This is a genomic window from Nocardia sp. CS682, from assembly GCF_004634405.1.
Taxonomy (GTDB): Bacteria; Actinomycetota; Actinomycetes; order Mycobacteriales; family Mycobacteriaceae; genus Nocardia; species Nocardia ninae.
In genome coordinates this window covers 8,592,889-8,614,092 of sequence record NZ_CP029710.1, presented here as the reverse complement: position 1 = coordinate 8,614,092, position 21,204 = coordinate 8,592,889, and the positions used below count along the sequence as shown (strand labels likewise).

General features: G+C 67.4%; 15 protein-coding genes and 1 rRNA gene. 7 read left to right on the top strand and 9 right to left on the bottom strand.

Annotated elements, in window-relative coordinates; all coding sequences use genetic code 11:
• Positions 1–164: 164 nt before the first annotated feature.
• The 5 genes from DMB37_RS38975 to DMB37_RS38955 all read right to left on the bottom strand — a co-directional run bounded on the left by DMB37_RS38975 (position 165) and on the right by DMB37_RS38955 (position 7,501).
• Positions 165–1,683 (bottom strand): 16S ribosomal RNA (locus tag DMB37_RS38975).
• 574 nt (positions 1,684–2,257) lie between these two features.
• Positions 2,258–3,253, bottom strand: coding sequence for a TAXI family TRAP transporter solute-binding subunit (locus tag DMB37_RS38970; protein ID WP_135237009.1), 996 nt, complete (start codon positions 3,251–3,253; stop codon positions 2,258–2,260).
• A 144-nt stretch (positions 3,254–3,397) separates the two neighbouring features.
• A complete protein-coding gene (locus DMB37_RS38965) occupies positions 3,398–4,393 on the bottom strand; it encodes a TAXI family TRAP transporter solute-binding subunit (protein WP_135237008.1) in 996 nt (331 codons plus the stop codon).
• A complete protein-coding gene (locus DMB37_RS38960; RefSeq protein WP_135237007.1) occupies positions 4,390–6,417 on the bottom strand; it encodes a TRAP transporter fused permease subunit in 2,028 nt (675 codons plus the stop codon). The genes DMB37_RS38965 and DMB37_RS38960 overlap by 4 nt, the downstream gene beginning before the upstream one ends.
• Before the next feature lie 100 nt (positions 6,418–6,517).
• A complete protein-coding gene (locus tag DMB37_RS38955) occupies positions 6,518–7,501 on the bottom strand; it encodes a YafY family protein (protein WP_135237006.1) in 984 nt (327 codons plus the stop codon).
• A gap of 62 nt (positions 7,502–7,563) precedes the next feature.
• Here DMB37_RS38955 and DMB37_RS38950 point away from each other — a divergent pair, with 62 nt between their 5' ends.
• Positions 7,564–9,849, top strand: a complete 2,286-nt coding sequence (locus DMB37_RS38950) for an excinuclease ABC subunit UvrA (protein WP_135237005.1) — start codon at positions 7,564–7,566, stop codon at positions 9,847–9,849.
• Positions 9,850–9,882: 33 nt separating this feature from the next.
• On the opposite strand, the gene DMB37_RS38945 is transcribed toward DMB37_RS38950, so the two are convergent.
• Entirely contained in the window at positions 9,883–10,647 is a 765-nt protein-coding gene (locus tag DMB37_RS38945; protein ID WP_135237004.1) for a tyrosine-protein phosphatase, read from the bottom strand.
• A 159-nt stretch (positions 10,648–10,806) separates the two neighbouring features.
• Between DMB37_RS38945 and DMB37_RS38940 the strand changes: the two genes are divergently transcribed.
• Together DMB37_RS38940 and DMB37_RS38935 are read left to right on the top strand one after the other, a co-directional pair.
• Positions 10,807–11,979 carry an MFS transporter gene (locus DMB37_RS38940; RefSeq protein WP_370465440.1) on the top strand — a complete coding sequence of 391 codons (1,173 nt, stop codon included), beginning with the start codon at positions 10,807–10,809 and terminating at the stop codon, positions 11,977–11,979.
• Between the two features lie 59 nt (positions 11,980–12,038).
• Positions 12,039–12,926 carry a glycosyl hydrolase family 32 gene (locus DMB37_RS38935; RefSeq protein ID WP_240772063.1) on the top strand — a complete coding sequence of 296 codons (888 nt, stop codon included), beginning with the start codon at positions 12,039–12,041 and terminating at the stop codon, positions 12,924–12,926.
• Between the two features lie 10 nt (positions 12,927–12,936).
• Here DMB37_RS38935 and DMB37_RS38930 read toward each other — a convergent pair whose 3' ends face one another.
• Both DMB37_RS38930 and DMB37_RS38925 read right to left on the bottom strand, forming a co-directional pair.
• A complete protein-coding gene (locus DMB37_RS38930) occupies positions 12,937–15,093 on the bottom strand; it encodes a trehalose-6-phosphate synthase (protein WP_206055124.1) in 2,157 nt (718 codons plus the stop codon).
• Positions 15,094–15,138: 45 nt separating this feature from the next.
• Complete coding sequence (locus DMB37_RS38925) at positions 15,139–16,113, bottom strand: carbohydrate kinase family protein (RefSeq protein WP_135237002.1); 975 nt, start codon at positions 16,111–16,113, stop codon at positions 15,139–15,141.
• Positions 16,114–16,252: 139 nt separating this feature from the next.
• Between DMB37_RS38925 and DMB37_RS38920 the strand changes: the two genes are divergently transcribed.
• The 4 genes from DMB37_RS38920 to DMB37_RS38905 are packed head-to-tail and all read left to right on the top strand — an operon-like array spanning position 16,253 to position 20,697.
• Positions 16,253–17,665, top strand: coding sequence for an L-fucose/L-arabinose isomerase family protein (locus tag DMB37_RS38920; protein WP_135237001.1), 1,413 nt, complete (start codon positions 16,253–16,255; stop codon positions 17,663–17,665).
• Positions 17,665–19,149: an FGGY-family carbohydrate kinase gene (locus tag DMB37_RS38915; protein WP_135238089.1), complete on the top strand. Its 1,485-nt coding sequence runs from the start codon at positions 17,665–17,667 to the stop codon at positions 19,147–19,149. Before DMB37_RS38920 ends, DMB37_RS38915 begins: the two co-directional genes overlap by 1 nt.
• Before the next feature lie 58 nt (positions 19,150–19,207).
• Positions 19,208–19,675, top strand: coding sequence for a co-chaperone YbbN (locus tag DMB37_RS38910; protein ID WP_135237000.1), 468 nt, complete (start codon positions 19,208–19,210; stop codon positions 19,673–19,675).
• Entirely contained in the window at positions 19,672–20,697 is a 1,026-nt protein-coding gene (locus DMB37_RS38905; RefSeq protein ID WP_135236999.1) for a glycoside hydrolase family 172 protein, read from the top strand. Before DMB37_RS38910 ends, DMB37_RS38905 begins: the two co-directional genes overlap by 4 nt.
• Here the strand turns inward: DMB37_RS38905 and DMB37_RS38900 are convergent.
• Positions 20,676–21,191, bottom strand: coding sequence for a hypothetical protein (locus DMB37_RS38900; protein WP_135236998.1), 516 nt, complete (start codon positions 21,189–21,191; stop codon positions 20,676–20,678). The genes DMB37_RS38905 and DMB37_RS38900 overlap by 22 nt on opposite strands.
• Positions 21,192–21,204 lie beyond the last annotated feature (13 nt).

Below are 21,204 nucleotides of genomic sequence, written 5' to 3'. Positions count from 1 at the left end.
ATCCCCTCACCGACCAGTCATGACGACCGATCGATACGTGAGAAGAGTCAGTCAGTGTTCCACCCATGAGCGTCCGCCGGATGACGTATGCATCCGAAACGGTCTCTGCCACAAGACGTTTAACATCCCACCTGTGTGGGTGTCCGTGGAGAAGTGCTCCTTAGAAAGGAGGTGATCCAGCCGCACCTTCCGGTACGGCTACCTTGTTACGACTTCGTCCCAATCGCCAATCCCACCTTCGACGGCTCCCTCCCACAAGGGGTTAGGCCACCGGCTTCGGGTGTTACCGACTTTCATGACGTGACGGGCGGTGTGTACAAGGCCCGGGAACGTATTCACCGCAGCGTTGCTGATCTGCGATTACTAGCGACTCCAACTTCACGGGGTCGAGTTGCAGACCCCGATCCGAACTGAGACCGGCTTTAAGGGATTCGCTCCACCTCACGGTATCGCAGCCCTCTGTACCGGCCATTGTAGCATGTGTGAAGCCCTGGACATAAGGGGCATGATGACTTGACGTCGTCCCCACCTTCCTCCGAGTTGACCCCGGCAGTCTCCTGCGAGTCCCCGCCATTACGCGCTGGCAACACAGGACAAGGGTTGCGCTCGTTGCGGGACTTAACCCAACATCTCACGACACGAGCTGACGACAGCCATGCACCACCTGTACACCGACCACAAGGGGGCCTACATCTCTGCAGGTTTCCGGTGTATGTCAAACCCAGGTAAGGTTCTTCGCGTTGCATCGAATTAATCCACATGCTCCGCCGCTTGTGCGGGCCCCCGTCAATTCCTTTGAGTTTTAGCCTTGCGGCCGTACTCCCCAGGCGGGGTACTTAATGCGTTAGCTACGGCACGGATCCCGTGGAAGGAAACCCACACCTAGTACCCACCGTTTACGGCGTGGACTACCAGGGTATCTAATCCTGTTCGCTACCCACGCTTTCGCTTCTCAGCGTCAGTTACTTCCCAGAGACCCGCCTTCGCCACCGGTGTTCCTCCTGATATCTGCGCATTTCACCGCTACACCAGGAATTCCAGTCTCCCCTGAAGTACTCTAGTCTGCCCGTATCGCCTGCAAGCTTAAGGTTGAGCCCCAAGTTTTCACAGAAGACGCGACAGACCGCCTACAAGCTCTTTACGCCCAGTAATTCCGGACAACGCTCGCACCCTACGTATTACCGCGGCTGCTGGCACGTAGTTGGCCGGTGCTTCTTCTACAGGTACCGTCACTTGCGCTTCGTCCCTGTCGAAAGAGGTTTACAACCCGAAGGCCGTCATCCCTCACGCGGCGTCGCTGCATCAGGCTTTCGCCCATTGTGCAATATTCCCCACTGCTGCCTCCCGTAGGAGTCTGGGCCGTGTCTCAGTCCCAGTGTGGCCGGTCACCCTCTCAGGTCGGCTACCCGTCGTCGCCTTGGTGGGCCGTTACCCCGCCAACAAGCTGATAGGCCGCGGGCCCATCTCGCACCGATAAATCTTTCCACCACGAAACATGCATCCCATGGTCATATCCGGTATTAGACCCAGTTTCCCAGGCTTATCCCGAAGTGCGAGGCAGATCACCCACGTGTTACTCACCCGTTCGCCGCTCGTGTACCCCGAAGGGCCTTACCGCTCGACTTGCATGTGTTAAGCACGCCGCCAGCGTTCGTCCTGAGCCAGGATCAAACTCTCCGTTGAAGACTCTCAACCAACCTCCGAAGAGGTCAATCAGAAGAATAACTAGAGTCCGAAAACCTAGCAAAACAAAACGCCAGCAAAAAAATTTGCTGACTAAATGTCCGACCTCTCAACCGGGGGGTATGAGAAGCCGGAACCAATTAAATAATTGGCACTGACATTCATCGACACACTATTGAGTTCTCAAAGAACACACGCACACACCATCTCGCGGGGCTGGCCCGGTCGATCGGTGAGGCAACTTTTCAAGCTTAGCTCAGCCATGAACCCGACGTGAAATCGGGGTACCGGTAGAGCTAGTGTGAGTGTCAGGCGCTCCTCGTCCTACCTCGTTTCCCGGTCCATCCGCGCAGCGTCTCCGCTGTGCTTCTCGGCTCCGGGTCGGTGTCCGTGTCGCTCTGACTTGGATAAAGTTACGCGGCGGAGAACGCCACGTCAAATCGCCTGCGCAGCCCGAGAATTCGCAGGTCAAGGCCCCTGACATCGGCCGGCGATCGGCCTGAATCACGCGAATGTGACTCAGACCACCGCAACTTCATCCGAAAGCGGCCATCAGGCCTCCCCACGGCCCCTGTCAGTTGGCCAGTGCGTGCTCTGCCCCGCGGTGCAGCGGCACGGGGTTCGTCTCGCGCGCATGGTCCCGGACGATCCCCTTGGCCGCGGAGTTCGCCTGCTCCAGCTGAGCCTTCCGATCGAACAGCGCCTTGGTGAGCACACAGGCCACGTCCGCATCCAAGTTGTCGCGCACCAACAGCACATTCGGCACGACGATGGACGGCACGTCTTCCGGCAGTCCATAGACAGCGGCGGGAATAGCGCCCACCTCGTACACCGGGCTCAGGATGCGCATCCCGGCCAGCAGATCGGACGTATCGAGGAAGCGGAACCTGTCCCCGCCCGAGCTGAACAGCTCGACCAGGCCCGGCGTCGGCAGGCCCCCGGTGAAGAACAGCGCATCGAGCGACCCGTCCTTCATCCCGGCGACTGCCTTCGTGAGATCCAGGCGATGGACCGCGATATCGCTGTCCGGGTTCAACCCGGCCGCCCGCAGCTGCCGACGTGCCAGCATCTCGGTGCCGGATTTCGGCGAGCCGGTCGACACCCGCTTACCGCGCAACTCCGAAACAGAGGTGATGCCGGAGTCGGCCCGCACGACCACCGCCGCATAGCTCGGGTACAACCGCGCCAACGCCTGCACCGGCTGCTTCGCCCCGTCGAACGTGCCGATGCCAAGCACCGCGTCGGCGGCCGTATCGGTCTGCGCGAACGCCACCTGGTACTTCCCCGCCACCAACTGCTGAATGTTCTGCACCGACGCCATCGTCTCCGCGGCCGTCGCCGTCACCTTGCCGCCGGTGGCCAGCGTGATCTGGTCCGCGTAGGCATTACCCAGCGCCGAGTACACACCGGTCGCGTTGCCGGTGGCGATGCCGAGCTCGGTCTCCTCCTGCACCGTGCAGGTGACCGGCGCACCCGAGTCGGTGGGTGTTCCCTCCTGACTCTTCGTGCATCCGGTGACGAACCCGGCCGACACCGACACCACGGCGACAACGATCGCCACTTTCCTCATCTCATCCTCCCTGGCGTGCGCCGGCGACCACAGCGGCCGCGGACCCACTCCGCACCTGCACCGTGTGCTCCGCATCGTCGACCACCACCGGCGGCCGGCTCGCCACGGACTCGAGCCGGCCGCCTTCGCGAGGTGGTCGAGTTCCTACTTGGTCAGTGCGTGATCTGCGCCGCGGTGCAGCGGAACCGGGTCGGTGTTGCGCGCGGTGTCGCGAGTGATGCCCTTGGCCGCGGAGTTCGCCTGTTCCAGTTGCGCCTTGCGGTCGAACAGCGACTTGGTCAGGACACAGGCCAGATCGGCGTCGAGGTCGTCGCGGACCAGCAGGACGTTCGGGACGACGATGGTTTTGGCGTCGGCCGGCAGGCCATAGGTGGCGGCGGGGATCGTGCCTGCCTCGTAGACGGGGCTCACCTTGCGCATCGCGTCGAGCTGACTCGAGAGATCGAGAAAGCGGACCTTGTCCCGCGAGGAGGTGAAGAGGTCGGTGATGCCTGGTGTCGGCAGACCACCGGAGAAGAACATGGCGTCGATGGAGCCGTCCTTCATACCGTCGACGGTCTTGGTGAGATCCAGCCGCTGGGCGGAGACATCGCTGTCCGGGTTCAGGCCCGCGGCTTGCAGCACGCGCTGGGCGATCACCTCGGTGCCGGACTTCGGTGAGCCGGTGGACACGCGCTTGCCACGCAGGTCGGCGACGGAGTTGATGCCGGCGTCGGCGCGGACCACCACCTGGGTGTAGTTCGGGTAGAGGCGGGTGAGCGCCTGCACCGGTTGCTTCTTGCCGTCGAAGCTGCCGGTGCCGAGCACGGCGTCCGCGGCGGTGTCGGCGAGCGAGAACGCCACCTGGTAGTTGCCCGCGACCAGCTGCTGGATGTTCTGCACGGACGCACCCGTTTCCGAGGCGGTCGCCTTCACCTTGCCGTTGGTCGCCTGCGCGACCTGGTCGGCGTAGGCGTTGCCCAGCGCGAAGTACACGCCGGTCGCGTTGCCGGTCGCGATGCCGACCCTGGTCTCCTGTTTCACCTCGCAGGTGATGGCGCCCCCTGCGTCGTTTTGCGGCGCGTCCCGGCGGCCACCGCATCCGGTGAGCAGACCGGCCGATACCGCGGCAACAGCGAAAATTACGGCGACTCTTCTCATGTCGTCCTCCTTCGAGTGAGCAGAGTGATCCCGATGGCCGCGCTCAGCGCGACCAGTCCGGCGATGAGCGCGCCGGTCTCCAGGTACAGCAGCAGCAGACCGCCGACGCCGGCCAGCGCCCTGGCGACCGGCCGGGCGGGGCCGACCCCGAGGATCCAGCCGCCGGTGGCGATCGCGAGGCCCGCGACACCGAGGCAGGCGACTGCCGTGGCCCACAGGATGCCCAGCAGCGGGCCGCGGCCGAGCAGATATTCGCCCGGCTCGGTGAGCACGAAAACAACCGGCACCAGGAACGCGGGCAGCGCGTACTTCAGCGCCTGCCACATGGTCGGCACGGTGCGCGCGCCGGTGACCGCGGCGGCGCCCACCGCAGCCAGCGCCGTCGGCGGCGTCACCTCCGACAGCACCGAGTAGTAGAAGACGAACATGGCGGCCGCCGGGGGTGGCACGTCGAGCGCGAGCAGCGCGGGTCCGATGATCGCCCAGCCGATGATGAACGACGCGGTCACCGGCACCGCGAGGCCGAGCAGTGCGAGCGCGATGGCGGCGAGCACGACGGTGCAGGCCAGCACCACGGTGTGGTTGTCGGACAACGCTCGCGCCGCGCGGACCAGCAGGGCGGCCAGCTGCGCGCCGAGACCCGTCTTGGTCGTCATCGCGGTGATCACGCCCGCCGAGGCACACACCGCGACCACCGGCAACGCGGCGCGCACACCGCTGCCGATCGCGTAGAACACCCGCCGCGGCGAGCGCGCGTTGGCGCGGGTACGTGGGTCGAGGAAGGAGAGTACGAAAGCCAGCACGGTCGCGTAGACGACGGCGCGGGTGGCGCTCACGTCGATCAGCAGCAGCACGACGATCGCGATGAGCGACAAGAAGTGGTAACCGAAGCGCAGCAGCAGCCGCCACGCCGAAACACCGTCCGTCTCCACCGGTTTGGTGCCCAATCGGCGCGCGTCGATCTCCACGGCCAGCAGGATGCCGAGGTAGTAGAGGACCGTCGGGATCAGCGCCCAGCCGAGCACCGTGACGTAGGAGACCTCCAGGTACTCGGCGACGATGAACGCCGCGACCCCGAGGGTGGGCGGCGAAAGGATCGCGCCGACACCGGCGGCCGCGAGCATGCCGCCCGCCTGCTCCGGTGGATAGCCCGCCCGCTTCAGGATCGGCCAGGTAACCGCGCCGACCGTCACGGCCGTCGCGGTACCGGAGCCCGACACCGTGCCGAGCAGGAAGCCCGACGCGACGGCGGTCCGCCCGGCGGCGCCGCGCGAGCGCCGGAACGCGGCCACCGAGAGGTCAACGAAAAACTGTGCCGCGCCGGAGAATTCGAGGACGGCCCCGTACAGCGTGAACAGCACGATATAGGTGGCCGCGACATCCAGTGGCGTGCCGTAGAACCCGCTGCCGGAGTTGAACAGCGCGTCGACGATCTGCCCGAAGTCCAAGCCCGCGTGCGCGATCGTCCAGTCCTGCGGCAGGAAACCGCCGTAATACCCGTACGCCACGAACACCAGGCAGACCGCGACGAGCACCCATCCGGTCGTGCGCCTGCACGCCTCCAGCACGAGGATCAGCAGCACCGCGCCCATGCCGACGTCGACCGGATCGAGCAGTCCTTGCCGATCCAGGAAGGCGTTGTATCCACCACCGCCGGAGCCGATCGTGAACGGCAGCACCGGATACAGGCACACCACCACGGCGACGACGGCGAGTAACCAATCGAAGACGCCGGGTCCGTCGGCTCGATCGAGCACCCGCACGCCGGACCGGTACGCCAGGAACACCACCGGCAAGGTCGCCGCCAGGAACACCACCAGGTAGTACTGGCTGCCCTGGGGCAACGGCCGAAATACCTGCCACACCACCAACATCGCGACAACGAACGACGTCACCGCGACTATCCGCTCGGCCCAGCCGGTCAGTACCCGGGCGGGCTTCTCCTCATCATCGACCTCCAGCAAGGAGGGCCGATCTTCCACGGGCGCCTCGGCATCCAAACGCTCGCCCGCCGTGTTCGACATGGCGGAACGATAGCAACGCACGCCCGGTTGTATACGGGTATTGAAAACAGGGGTACCGGTCGCCTTTCAGTTTGCGGCAGGCTCGGGCAACTTGCGGGCGTCATCTCGGCTCGTCGTCCTGCGGATCTCCCGCCGCCCGAAGGAGTTTGGCGCCGAGATCGCGCAGCATGGTCTGCATCTGCGGCGGTTCCCGCACCTCGAACTCCACGCCGAGGTGGGCGATCCGCAGGGCGGTCCACTCCAGCGAGTCGGCGCTGGTGCGGATCAGGCAGCTGCGATCGTCGATCGGCTCGACCTCTTCGGGTCGCACGCGGAAAATCTCGGCTAATTGCTCGGCCGAGGCGTGCACCAGGATGACCACGCGGCGGGCCGGCCGGGAGTGGGCGAGCTGAGCGGTGACGAAGGCCGCGGCATCGGCGGCGGGTAATTCCCTTGGCGCGCACCGCACTCCGGTCGGAAAGGGGGCCTCGATCCGATCGACACGGAAGGTCCGCCAATCGGCCCGATCGACATCCCAGGCGACCAGATACCAGCGGCGGCCCGCGGAGACGAGGCTGTGCGGCTCGGCGAATCGCTTGGTCTGCGCGTCGCCCTTGTCCCGATAGCGGAAGCGGATCCGCTCGCCGTCGCGGGCCGCGGCGGCCAGGACGACCAGGGTCTGCGGGTCGACCCGCGGCCCGGTGGCCGGGCCACCCAGCGAGACCGTCGCCGAGTCGATGGCGTCCACCCGGCCGCGCAGCCGGGACGGCAGCACTTGCTGGAGTTTGACCAGGGCCCGCGCCGCCGACTCCTCGATGCCCGCGACCGAGCCCTGTGCGGCGCTGCGCAGGCCGAGGGTGATCGCCACCGCCTCCTCGTCGTCGAGCAGCAACGGCGGCAAGGCGGTCCCCGCTTCCAGGCGATAGCCGCCGACCGCGCCGAGGCTGGCGTGCACCGGATACTCCAGTTCCCGCAGCCGCTCGATATCGCGGCGCACCGTGCGTACGGTCACGCCGAGGCGTTCGGCCAGCTCAGGGCCCGTCCATTCCCGGCGGGTCTGCAACAGTGACAGCAATTGCAGCAGTCGCGCGGCGGTCTCGGTCACTGTTTCAGTATGGCGCGCAATGAGGACCGAATCCGACCTCATTGCCACCTACCGTGGCGATCGTGAATGCAGAGCGAGACACCATCCAGATCGTCGGAGCCCGCGAGAACAACCTGCGCAACATCTCGCTGGAGATCCCGAAGGGCAAGATCGTGGTCTTCACCGGCGTGTCCGGGTCCGGCAAATCGTCGATCGTGTTCGGCACCGTCGCGGTCGAGTCGCAGCGCCAATTGAACGAGACCTACACCTGGTTCATCCGCAATCGGCTACCGAAGTACGAGCGCCCGGAGGCCGACGCGATCGACAATCTGGCGCCCGCGGTGGTGGTCGACCAGCGGCCGATCGGCGGCAACTCCCGCTCCACCGTCGGCACCATGACCGACATCCAGTCGATCATCCGGGTGTTGTTCTCCCGGCACAGCACGCCGAGTGCCGGTGAGGCGACCAGCTATTCGTTCAACGACCCGCTCGGCATGTGCCAGGAATGCGGTGGGCTCGGCCATGTGGTGCGGCCGGACCTGGACAAGCTGCTCGACACCGACAAGTCGCTCAATGAAGGAGCGATCACCTTCCGGCCGTTCGCCATCGGCACCTTTCAATGGCAGTTGTACGCCGAGTCGGGGCTTTTCGATCCGGACAAGCCGTTACGCGACTTCACGGCCGAAGAGTGGCAACTGTTCCTGCGCGGCAGCGGTTTTCGGGTACCGCGGCCGAACAGGACCGGAAGTATGGGCAACAACGCCTACGAGGGTCTGCTCGAACGGTTCGATCGCCTCTACATCAAGCGCGATCTCGACGCGCTGTCGGACAAGAATCGGGCGGCGGCACGTGCAGTGGTCACCGAGGAGGTCTGCCCGGCCTGCGGCGGTGCGCGGCTCAACGCCGCCGCCCTGGCCAGCCGGATCGACGGGCTCGGCATCGCCGACTACGGCAGGCTCGAGGTGACGGACCTGATCGAGGTGCTCGGCGCCATCGGCGATCCGATCGCCCGGCCGATCGCCGAGGCCGCGATCGCCCGGCTGCGCCGGATCGAGGAGGTGGGTCTGGGCTACCTGTCGCTGGATCGGGAGACCTCGTCGCTGTCCGGTGGTGAGGCGCAACGACTCAAAGTCGTCCGGCACCTGGGATCCAGCCTCACCGGCATGACCTACATTTTCGACGAGCCGAGCGTCGGCATGCACCCGCGCGACGTGGGCCGGTTGAACAACCTGCTGATCCAGTTGCGCGACAAGGGCAATACCGTGCTGGTGGTCGAGCACTCCCCCGACGTCATCGCGGTCGCCGATCATGTGGTGGACATGGGCCCCGGTGCGGGCGGGCACGGCGGGCAGGTCATGTTCCAGGGCACGGTCGAAAAGCTGCGTGCCTCGGGAACTTTGACGGGTGAGCGGCTGCGCCGGGTGCAGCAGGTCAAGGACGAAACCAGAGCCCCGATCGGGTGGTTGAGTGTCACCGATGTCGTGTTGCACAACTTGAAGAACGTCACCGCGCGGTTCCCGACCGGTGTGCTGACCGCGATCACCGGTGTCGCGGGCTCGGGTAAGAGCACGCTGGTCTCCGGCGCGTTTCTGGCCGCGCACCCGGACGCGATCGCGGTGAACCAGTCGGCGATCCATGCGTCCCGGCGTTCCAGCCCGGCCACCTATATCGGCATCATGGATCCGCTGCGGCAGTTGTTCGCCAGGGAGCACGGGGTGAAGCCGGGGCTGTTCAGCTTCAACTCCGACGGCGCGTGTGCCGAATGCGGCGGCGCGGGAGTCATTTTCACCGATCTGGCGTACATGGATCCGATCACCACCGTGTGCCAGACCTGCCACGGCAGGCGATTCCGCCCCGAGGTGCTGCGGTACACGGTGCGCGGTGCGTCCATCGCCGACGTGCTGGACCTGACCGCCGAGCAGGCCCTCGAGTTCTGGGACGGGCACGCGGACAGCAAGATTCGTAAGCCGCTGCGGTCGCTGAACGAGGTCGGGCTCGGCTACCTCACGCTGGGCCGTTCGCTCAGTTCACTGTCGGGCGGGGAACGCCAGCGCATCAAGCTGGCCGACCATCTGCACCGCAGCGGCGGCATCTACGTCCTCGACGAGCCGACCACCGGCTTGCACATGGCCGACGTCGACACACTGATGGGATTGCTCGACCGCCTGGTGGACGCGGGCAATACGGTGATCGTCATCGAGCACGACCTCGATGTCGTCAAACGGGCGGATTGGGTGATCGATCTCGGCCCGGACGGCGGTAAGCACGGCGGCGAGATCGTGTTCACCGGCACGCCCGCCGCGCTGCTCGCCGCCGAGAACTCGATTACCGCCGATTACCTGCGGCGGAGCCTGGTCGATGCCGCATAGGAGCTGCTGGTCGTAGCGCCGGATTCGCGCCGATCAGGACTGCTCGACCATCGCGCGGCGCAGCGCGGCCAGTTCGAGGTCGGTGAGGCCGTTCGCCCGCAGCCAGCGGGCGGCACCACCGTGGTCGGCGTGCAGGTCGCGCAGGAAGCGGCGCATCGGGGCCGGGTCGACGTCGAGGATTCCGGTCCGCACCGGCGGGAGACCACGGTAGGAATGCATGGCGTCGAGTCGGGCGCGGATGCGGACGATGCGTTCCGCGGTGAGCGCATAGTCCGCGACAATGGCTTCGGCCTGCACGCCGACCGCGTCGAGCAGCACGGCGGCCAGGATGCCGGTGCGATCTTTGCCTGCGGCGCAATGGAAGACGACCGAATGCCGACGCGCATCACCGATCAATCGTGCGGCGGACACCACGGAGTCGGCACTGCCGGAGAGCAGTTCGTGGTAGAGCTGCCGTAGATCGAACCGCTGCGCGTCCGGCACCAATGCGCTGGGGGCCGCCGTACTCGCCACCCTGCAGACCGGCAGATTGACCAGCCGCACGGCGCTTTCGGCGAGCCTGCCGTACCCCTCCTGCGTAACCTCCGGTGGCGTCCGCAGATCCACGAGGGTCCGCAGACCCACCGGCCCGAGGAGATGGGCCAGGTCGGATTCGGACAACTGCTGGGGTGTGCTGGATCGATAGACAACACCGAAACGAGTTGCGCCGCCGCCCTGCACGGGCAGACCGCCGAGATCGCGCGCATTGTCGATCTCGGCGAATTTCACCCACCGGCGCGAGGTGAGGTCGCTATCCATGACTGACTCTCTGCAAGCCCGGATCAACGCTCGCCGGGGTCGCAACACCAGTCTACGGCGCGCAGCACGTAAAGATGTTGCCGGGCGCTGGCTTTCGTGCTTCGCTGGCCGCTTCGTGACCCCGTGCGGGTCTGCTGAGAGGAGCACGCGCCGGTGCCGATGCTGACTTCGGGCCCATCCACCACCGACATCCGGTCGGCACTGTGGTCGGTCCGGTTGGTCTTCTTTCTCACCGGGTCCCTGTTCGCCACCTGGGTTGCACGCACGCCGACCATCAAGGACGAGCTCGGGCTCGACGAAGCCGGGCTGGCAACAGCATTCGCGGGATTGAACATCGGGGCCGTACTCGGCCTGCAACTCGGCAAGTTCGTCACGCTGCGGTTCGGTAGCCGCGCCACGCTGCGCCTCGCGGTACCACCGTTCGCGCTGTCGCTGTCCGGGCTACTGGTCGCCGGGAACTTGGCCGGGCTGACGGCAGCACTGCTCGTGTTCGCGGTCCTCAACAGTGTGGTGGACGTCGCGATGAACGCGCACGGGGTGGCCGTGGAGCAGGCCAGTGGGCGGCCGCTGCTGTCGGGCATCCACGCCTGTCACAGCCTGGGGATGATCGGCGGTTCGCTGGTCGGTGCGGCGGTCGAGCGGGCGCAGGTGACGCTGGCAGGGCACTTCCTCGGCGTCAGCGTGCTGGTCGCCGCCGCGGCCGTGCTCGGCGCGCGCGGGCTGTTGCCGTCGGCCACCGACCGCACTGTGCGTGGCGCGGAGGTCGCCGGTGGGGGCAGGCGGCGTTGGCCGACCAGGTTGATCGTCCTCGGCGTACTGGCGTTCTGCGTGGCGTTGGCCGAAGGCGCGGCCAATGATTGGACCGCGGTCTACCTGCACGACGAGACGCACGCCAGCACCACGGTCGCGGCCATGGGCTTCGCGCTGTTCGCCGGGTCGATGTGTGCAGGACGGCTGCTCGGCGATCGGCTCGTCGCCTGGTCCGGCCCGGTGCGGCCATTCCTGATCGGCACCCTCGCGGCCGGACTCGGCCTGGGCACGGCACTGCTGATCGGGGACACCACCGCGGCACTGCTCGGGTTGGCGGTGTTCGGCCTCGGCATCTCGTGCACGCTGCCGCTGGCTTTCGCCGCGAGCGGCACCGTGGCGGGCGTCGCACCCGCCCGTGCCATCGCCAACGTGTCGTTCGTCGGCTATCTCGGCTTCTTCACCGGACCCGTGCTGATCGGCTACGTCGCCCAAAGCCACGGTCTGACGGTCGGTCTCGCGATTCCGGTGCTGTTCGTCCTGGCGGCAGCGGCGGGCGCGGGAGCGCTGCGGATCCGGCACTGAACCGCATCGGTGCGGTAGATCAGCGCAGCGGCGCGACCATGACGAGGATGATGGTGGGCATGGCGATTCGCGATGTGGTGCGTGCGGGCGCCTTCACCCGGATCTACGATCCCGGTCTCGGCGAGTCCGTGCCGTGGTACATCAATGATCACACCATCGTTCGGGCCACGGGTGGGCGGTGGCATCTGTTCGGGATCACGCATCCGGAGCCTGCGGATCCCTTCGACGAGACCGAGTTCGCGCACGCGACCGCGGACGACCTGTTCGGACCGTGGACCAAGCAACCGTCCGCGCTGCACGCCGACCCGGACTACGGGGAGACGCAGCTGTGGGCACCGTTCGTCATCGCGGCGCACCGGCGGTACTACATGTTCTATGCGGGCGGCGGCACGGACCGGACCGCCGCCGCGATCAACCTGGCCGCCTCCACCGATCTGTTCCATTGGGCGCGTAGGCGTTCCGGCCCGCTGTTCCGCGACGGCTACGACGCACGCGACCCGATGGTGGCCCGGGTCGGTGACCAGTGGGTGATGTATTACTGCGCGACCAGCACACCCGCGGGCGGCCACCATGTGGTCGCGTACCGCACCAGCACCGACCTCGTGCACTGGGGCGAACGGCACATCGCCTACACCGACCCGACCAAGGGCACCGAGGCGGGAAATACCGAGTCCCCCTTCGTCGTCCAGCACAACGGCTGGTGGTACCTGTTCATCGGCCCGCGCCCGCGCTACGTCGGTACCGATGTGTTCCGTAGTGACAGCCCCTTTCGCTTCCGCATCGGCGACAAGATCGGTCATATCGCCGCGCACGCCGCCGAAGTGGTGCACGACGACCTCCGCTGGTGGGTGACCAGCGCGGGGTGGGGGCAGGGCGGGGTCCACCTCGCTCGGCTCAGCTTCCCGCAGCCCCGCGACCCGCATGCTGTGAATGCCGTACCGAGGTAACCGATTCGGCTCAGGCAGCCCGGCCGGTGGACTCGGTGCGCCGGGCATTTTGGATGGCGGCGATGATCTCGGCGGCCCACTCGATCGGATTGTGCTGCCCGAGTAGTTCACTCAGGCAGGCCAGTCGCTCTCGGCGTTGCGTGGGCGGCAGATTCAGCGCATGCAGCAGCGTGTCGACCAGATCCGTCGGCGAATTCGGTTCGGTGAGTAAGGCTCCGGCTGCCAACTGTGCGGCAGCGCCGGTGTGCCGCGAGAGCACCAGCACACCGCAACCGCCGACGGCTGCCTGCGCCGCGATGAACTCCTTGGCGGTCAGGTTCATCCCGTCCTGTAGCGAGGTCACCCAGAACACGTCCGCGGCGAGATAGTGGTCGACGACCTCGGGAAAGCTCAGGAACTCCGGGAAGTATTCGATGGGTTGCCAGCCGCCGATCGCCCAGGCGCTGTTGATCTCGGCGATACGGCGCTCGAGCAGTTGCCTGGTCGCGTCGTAGGCGGTGAGGCCGGGCTCCGGTGGCGGGCAGACGAGCCGGAACCGGAGCGCGCCGCGCAGTTCGGGATGGCGGGTCAACAGGCCGGCGATCGCGTCGACCTTCTGCACCGGGGCTTTGATGTAATCCAGGCGTTCGACCGAGAGCACCACGTGCCCATCGTGTTTCCGGCAGCCGAGCGGGCGGCTGCGGGCCAGCTGCTCGATCGCGGCGCGGTCGATGCCCAGTGGGTGGACGCCGACCATGGGTCGGCGGGCGTGGTCGGTGAGTGACCCGAGGAAGCGGTCGGCGAAGACCTCAGTGTGGAAGCCGGCCCAGTCCAGCGCGCCGAGGGACGTGCGGATCTCGGCGGCAGGCGGCAGCGCGGCGAAGACGTCCGGTTCGGGAAAGGGTGTGTGGTGGAACAGGCCGACCCGCAGGTCCGGTCGCGTCTCGCGCAGCCGGCCCGGCACCAGCCACATGTTGTAGTCGTGCAGCCACACGGTCGCGCCCGGCGCCGCGTGCACGCTGATGTGATCGGCGAAGCGCCGGTTCACCGCGCGATACTCGGCCCAGGCGGTGGGATCGAAACGCGCACGGTGCGGTTGCGACATCAGCACCGGCCACAGCGCTTCCTTGCAGGCCCGGTGGAAGTATCCGCTCCATTCGGCCGAGGTCAGTGGCAGAAAGGCCAGGGGCAGGCCGGTGTCGTGATCGTCGAGGTGCGCGGCGGATTGGTGGGGTTCGATGACGACGCCCGCTGCCCACACGGCCCGCAGATCTCCGGTGAACACGCTGTGCAGGGTCGGCAGGATGCCATTGGGACTCGATGGGCTGCGCCAGCCGTCAGGCGTCCAGGTGATCGGCGCGCGGTGGTAGCCAACCACCAGCGGGAAGTCGGGCTCGATCCAACCGAGATCCTCTAGGGCGGCAAGGATTCCGGCGGCGCCGGGCAGATCCGGCCGATGTGCCGCGTCGGCGGCGGGCACCGCGCTCAGCAGGCCACTCTCGGCGTTGCCGACGATCACACCGTGGGCGCCGCGGCCGAACATCGAGCGGTCGTTGGCCGAGTCGCCCGCGACCAGCACCGCGTCCATCGACCAGCCCTGTTGCGTGGCGAGGGCGACGAGCGCGTTGCCCTTACTGGCGTGGGCGGGCAGCACGTCGAAGTAGGTGTCGGCCGAGTATTGCCACGAGCAACCCAGCGCGTGCACGGCGTCGATCAGTGCCGGCGTCAGGCCCGCGGGCGACAGGTGGAACGAGCAGCGTCCGTCCTGCGGCACACCGTGCTGGTAGGTCAGCGCTGGAAAGTGGCGCAGGGCAGCGCGAACGCGCTCGGCGCCGGGCCAGCCCGCGCGCAGCGCCGTTTGCAGCGCGGTGACCGGGGTGAGGTCCGCGCCGGCGATGAGGCTGGCGCCGACGTCGGCGATGATCCATCGTGGCTGCGGGACAACAGGATCGCGCAGGACCTCACGGATCGACTCGAGGCCGCGCCCGGTCGCGAAGACCACCGTCACCTCGGGATGCCGGATCAGCGCGTTGCGCAGTCGCAGCCGATCGGTGGGGGTGCCGCCCAGTAGGGTGCCGTCGAGATCGGTGACCAGGATCTTTCCGGCGGCCCCGGTTACCCCGCGGCACCGCATGCCGGGTGAACTCGCTTCCGGCTCAACAGATTTGGAACCCTCGCCGGTTGCCATCTACGCAACGATAGCAGGAACGCATCATGAAACCGTGCGGAATTTTCAGACCCGACGGGCGCGCGGCACCCGGGCGACCCAGCCGGGAAGCTCGCTCAGGTCCGGCGCGGCACTGGATCCGAGCGCCGTCGTCGCGGCCGCACCGCAGGCCACGGCGGTGGCGAGACAGTCCGGCAGCGGGCGACCGGCCAGGTGCGCGTGCAGGAAGCCGGCGTTGAAGCAGTCACCCGCTGCGGTGGTGTCGACGACTTCGACAGCGACGGCGTCGATCTCGCACCGCGCACCGTCCCGGACCGCGATGGCGCCGCAGCTCCCCCGTTTGACGACGAGCGTATTCGCCAGGTCGGCAAGGACATCGATGGCAGCGTCGAGGGTCGGCGCGCCGGTCAGCCGCAAGGCCTCGTCGGCGTTCGGCGCGAAAATGTCTACCTCGGCGAGGATCTCACGCACGGTCGGCGTGTCGAGCGTGCACGGGACGTCCTGACAATCCATGAAAACTTGGGTCCCGAGCCGATGCGCGACGTCGAGGGCGGCGTGCACGGTCTCGCCGTACCGCAGCTGCGGCAGGATCACCACCCGTGCCCGATGTTCGCGCAGCAGCGTCGCGAGCGGAAGGGCGGTCACCGGGTCCTGGTAGCTCACCATCGCCCGGTCCGCGGGGAACGACAACGCCGCGGTGACGCTGCGTACCGGCATCGCGTGCAAGCGAAAGCCGCTGTCGTCCAGGCCCTCCGCGCGCGCCGCCGCCAAGACCTGTTCGCTGAACAGGTCGGTGCCGAAGTCGGTGGACCACACCACCTCGTGCCCGAGCCTGCGCATCGCCATCGCGGGCGTGAACGCACCGCCGGGCAGTATCGCGAAGCCGCTGGCAAACACCTCGGTACCGGGCTGAACGGGCCGAGTCAGGCCGTGAAAAACGAGATCGGCGAAGTAGGCGCCGACAACGAGCACCTCGGTGCGGTGATGCCGGCTGTTCGATGAGGTCGCGGCATCGACCCGCCCCGCCGGGTCCGTTCCCATCCGGCGACCCTAGCAAACCGCACGCCATCCATCGGCCTGGTCGCGCGATTTCGCGAATCGCCCCGAACGCACTGTTCAGCCTGGTATTTCTGGAGTGGAACCGTCTATCCGACCCACCCACCCGCGCGGAGGGACCGGCATGGCCCGTATCGGTGTAATCAGCATGTCCGACGGTCGCGACTATGTGCACGCGGGGATCGCGGACTTCATCGGAACCACCGAGGATCACCTGGTGGCGGCGCTGACCCGGGCCGGGCATGAGGTGGTGTGCGGCGCGGCCGCCGTCAGCGACAACGCGCTGGCCACCTCGGTGGCGCGCAGTGTGGCGGGGGCCGACGTCGATCTGACCGTATTCCACTACGCCGTCTGGGCTTTCCCGCATTTCACCATGCTCGCGGCGGGCGCGACGCCCGGTCCGCTGCTGCTGTTGTCGAATATCGACCCCGTGCAGCCGGGCATGGTCGGCATGCTGGCCGCCGGCGGCGCACTCGACCAGATCGGGCGCAGCCATGCCCGATTATGGGGCGACCCGGACGATCCCGCGCTGATCGAGGAGATCGGCGTGCGGGCCCGTGCGGCCGCGGCGGTGGCGAGCCTGCGCGGCAGTACGTTCGGGCGGTTCGGCGGGCGACCGATGGGGATGAACACGGCGGTCGCCAATACCGATCAGTGGCAACGGCTTTTCGGCATCGACGTCGAGGAGATCGACCAGTGGGAGATCGTGCGGCGCGCCGAACTGGCCGACGCGGGCGAGGCGAAGGCGGCCCGCGAGTGGCTGGAACGCCATGCCGCGGGCGTGCATTACGACGGCGCGAAGCTGACACCGGACATACTGGAACGCCAGATTCGTTCGTATCTGGCGGTGCGTGAGCTGATCGCCGAACGGCGCCTGGACTTCTCGGGGATCAAGGGCCAGCCGGAACTCACCCAGTATTTCGCCACGATGGACATCACCGAGGCCTTCCTCAACGACCCGTACGACTGGAACGGGCCGAAGGAAACACACGTGTGCGCCACCGAGGCGGACATGGACGGTGCGCTCACCATGCAGCTGCTCAAGCACATCGCGGGCACCCCCGCGCTTTTCGCCGATGTGCGGCACTATCACGCCGACCGCGACATCTGGGATCTGTGCAATTCGGGCCAGCACGCGACCTGGTTCGCGGCTCGCAGCGCGGACCCGGCGGAGAACCTCGCCAAGGTGCACCTGTATCCGGAGGTGTTCTTCTTCCCGGCGGGCGGTGCCTCGGTGCATCACCTCGCCGCACCGGGCGCCATGACACTGGCCCGGCTGACGCGCAAGGACGGCGACTATCGAATGCAGTTGATGCTGGGCGACTTCGAGACCTACGACGACCAGACCAACGAGGCGCTGATGAAGCAGTCGACCTGGGAATGGCCGCACGCGTTCGCCCGGCTGGATGCCCGGTCCGAGGATTTCCTGTCCCGCTTCGGCGCCAACCACATTCATGCGGTGCCCGGCGACCACCTGGCTGCGCTGCGGGCGGTCTGCGACCTGCTCGGCGTCACCCTCGACGAGTTCACCCGGTGATGCGGTTCCTCGGCGTCGACATCGGCACCGCCAGCTCGAAGGGCGTGCTGACCGACGAACACGGTGTGGTGCTCGCCAGAGCCGAACGGGCGCACGGCGTTTCGACGCCGCGACCGGGCTGGGTGGAACACGATGCGGAGCAGGTGTGGTGGACCGACTTCGTCGCGATCATCGGCGAGCTCGTCGCGGCGGCGGACGGCGCGACCCTCGACGGGCTCGCGGTCTCGGGTATCGGCCCGTGCCTGCTGCCTGCCGACGCGCACGGCCGTCCGCTGCGGCCCGCCATCCTCTACGGGGTCGACACCAGGGCGACCACCGAAATCGCAGAGCTCACCGCCGAATTCGGCGCCGAGGACGTGTTGGCGCGGGCGGGGTCACCGATCACCAGCCAAGCCGTCGGGCCGAAGCTGCGCTGGCTCGCCCGCCACGAGCCACAGGTCGCCGCGGACACCGGCATGCTGTTGATGGCGAGTTCCTTTCTGGTGCACCGGCTCACCGGCCGGTACGTGCTCGATCACCAATCGGCCAGCCAGTGCGTGCCGATGTACGACCTGCGGCGGCGCGAATGGGCCACCGACTGGGCCGACCGGGTGGCACCCGGCCTGCGGCTGCCCGAACTCGCCTGGCCGACCGAGGTGGTCGGGCGGGTCGGGACGCGAGCGGCGGCGAGTACCGGTCTGCCCGTCGGCCTTCCGGTCACCACCGGCACCATCGACGCCTGGGCCGAGGCGGCCAGCGTCGGTGTGCGTGCGCCGGGCGACGCGATGATCATGTACGGCACCACCATGTTCCTGGTCCAGGTGCTGAAGGATCCACGCCCGCATCCCGGCCTGTGGGGTACCTGCGGAACCTGGCCGGGCACATACACTCTCGCCGCGGGCATGGCGACCTCGGGCGCGGTGACCGACTGGCTGCGCAAGCTGGTCGGTGGCGAGTTCGCCGACCTCGTCACGGAAGCGGCCCAGGTGCCGCCCGGCAGCCGGGGACTGCTGGTGCTGCCCTATTTCGCCGGCGAGCGCACTCCCCTGTTCGATCCGGCTGCCCGCGGCATCATCGCGGGCCTGACCCTCGGCCACGGGCGCGCCGAGCTGTACCGGGCGGTGCTGGAGGGCATCGCCTACGGCGTGCGGCACAACCTCGCGGCCATGACCGAGGCCGGTGGCGGGGCCGGGCGGCTGGTCGCGGTCGGCGGCGGCACCAAGGGCGGGTTGTGGACGCAGATCGTCTCCGACGTGACCGGGCTGCCGCAGCAACTCCCGGCCGAGACGATCGGCGCGTGTCTCGGCGATGCTCTGCTGGCGGCCGAGGCGGCGGGTGTCGACACCGCGAATTGGAATCCGGTGATCAGCACCGTCGAGCCCTATCCTGGACGTACCGGAGAATACGATTCGTATTATCGGCACTACCGCGAACTGTATGAATGCAGCACTGCTATTACGCATTTCCTGGCGGCCGAGCAGCACCGCAAGGGGGTGTTTTCCTGATCCTCGTTGATCATGCGAGGATGCAGGGTTGCTCTGTCGGACATCAAACGAGGATTTCATGCCCACTGTCACACTGACCCCGCACAATTTCGATGCTGTCATCGCCCGCCACCCCATCGTGCTCGTCGATTGGTGGGCCGACTGGTGCGGCTGGTGTACGCGATTCGCCCCGGTCTACGAATCCTCGGCGGAACGACATCCCGACGTCGTGCACGGCATGGTCGACGCCGTCGCGGAGGAGGCGATGAAGGTCTCGGCACAGATCAGCGCCTTCCCCACGCTGATGGCGTACCGGGAGGGCCTGCTGGTGTACAACGAGTCGGGCTATCTCGAGCCCGAGGCACTCGAAGAACTGGTCCAGAACATCAAGTGGCTGGATATGGAGAAGCTCCGCCGTGAAGTAGCCCAGCAAATGGACGCCCCGCAATATCCGGCCAACGCACCCGCACCGGCCGCTTCCGGGCCGGGCTCGCGGCAGGCGGGTCTGGCGGCCACCGCGCATCGATACGGCTGGCCCGGGTTATGACCCCCGAGCGCCCGGCGGAACTATGGCGGCTGGACCGCACGCGCACGCGGTCGATCAGCGCGGAGAATCCGACGGGCGCTCCCGGCGGCGGCGCCCGCGCGACCACCGGCACCGGCGCGCACGCGGCACGGCTGCTCGGCATCGGCTGGAAGATATCGCCCTCGATCTTGCTCACGGATGGCGAGACCGCCACGCTGGCAGACATTTCCGGCCCCGGCGTGCTCCGCCACTGCTGGCTGACCACCGACCGCACCGCCCTGCGGGCCATCACGCTACGGATGTACTGGGACGGGGCCGCCGAACCCGCGATCGAGGCGCCGCTCGGCGACTTGTTCTGCAACGGCTGGGACGAACTGGCCCTGATCGATTCGGAGATGATCGTGGTCGCCCCGGCGGGCGGCCTGAACAGCTACTGGCCCATGCCGTTTCGCGGGCACGCCAGGGTCACGCTGGAAAACAACTGCGGCCGAACGGTTCCGGTGTACTACCAGATCACCTACGGCGAGGAGGAGGTGCCCGCGGACGCGGGCTACCTGCACGCCCGCTGGTCGCGCAGCGCGCCGGTGGGCAGCCCCGCCATCCACACCGTCCTGGACACGGTGCCCGGCCCTGGGCGTTACGTCGGTACCTACCAGGCGATTCGGCCCAACGCCCCGCGCTGGTGGGGCGAGGGCGAGTTCAAGTTCTATCTGGACGGCGATACCGAGTTCCCGACACTGTGCGGCACCGGCACCGAGGATTACTTCGGCGGCGCCTGGAATTTCGACATCAACGGGGCGTATCGGCCGTACTGCACGCAGTACCTCGGATTGCCGCAGGTGCTGCCCGCCGACGAGATCTACCAACCGCACCAGCGCTACGGCATGTACCGCTGGCATGTGCGCGACCCCATCTGCTTCGACCGGGACCTGCGCGTCACCGTGCAGGCGCTCGGCTGGCGGGACTCCGAAACCTATCTGCCGCTGGAGGATGCGGAGATCGCCACCACCGCGTGGTGGTATCAGGCCGTGTCGTCGCGCTGATCGGCGGGCCCCGGCGGCAACTCGTCGAAGTCCATGGCGAGCAGTTCGTCCGCGCGGGCCATCGCGTCGTCCATCGAGGCCTGAATGCCGTCGAGCACCGACATGCCGCCCAGTAGGTCCTCGAAGTCGTGCAGCACCGACTGCACCTCGGCGACGGCCGGATCGACCCGGTACCAGGCGACCGAATCACGCCACCACGGGTCTTCGTCCACCCACGCCCACATCACGTCACGCACCAGGCGGGCGTCGGAGGTGTACACCTGGAACAACTCGTCCGACCCGCCGGCGCGATGCTCGATCTCGTAGACACCGTCGGGGAGCAGGCGGGTCTGGATGTAGTCGTGGTCGCCGCGGTTGATCACGATGAACGGGCACTCCGGATCGGGTGGCTCGTCGAGCATTTCGGAGAGCACATCGTCGGTCAGCTCCGGCACCGGGGTTCCGGCGCCGGTCCGGACATGCACGTCGGCAGGTCGGTCCGGATCGTCGGTCACCGGGCCAGTGTGC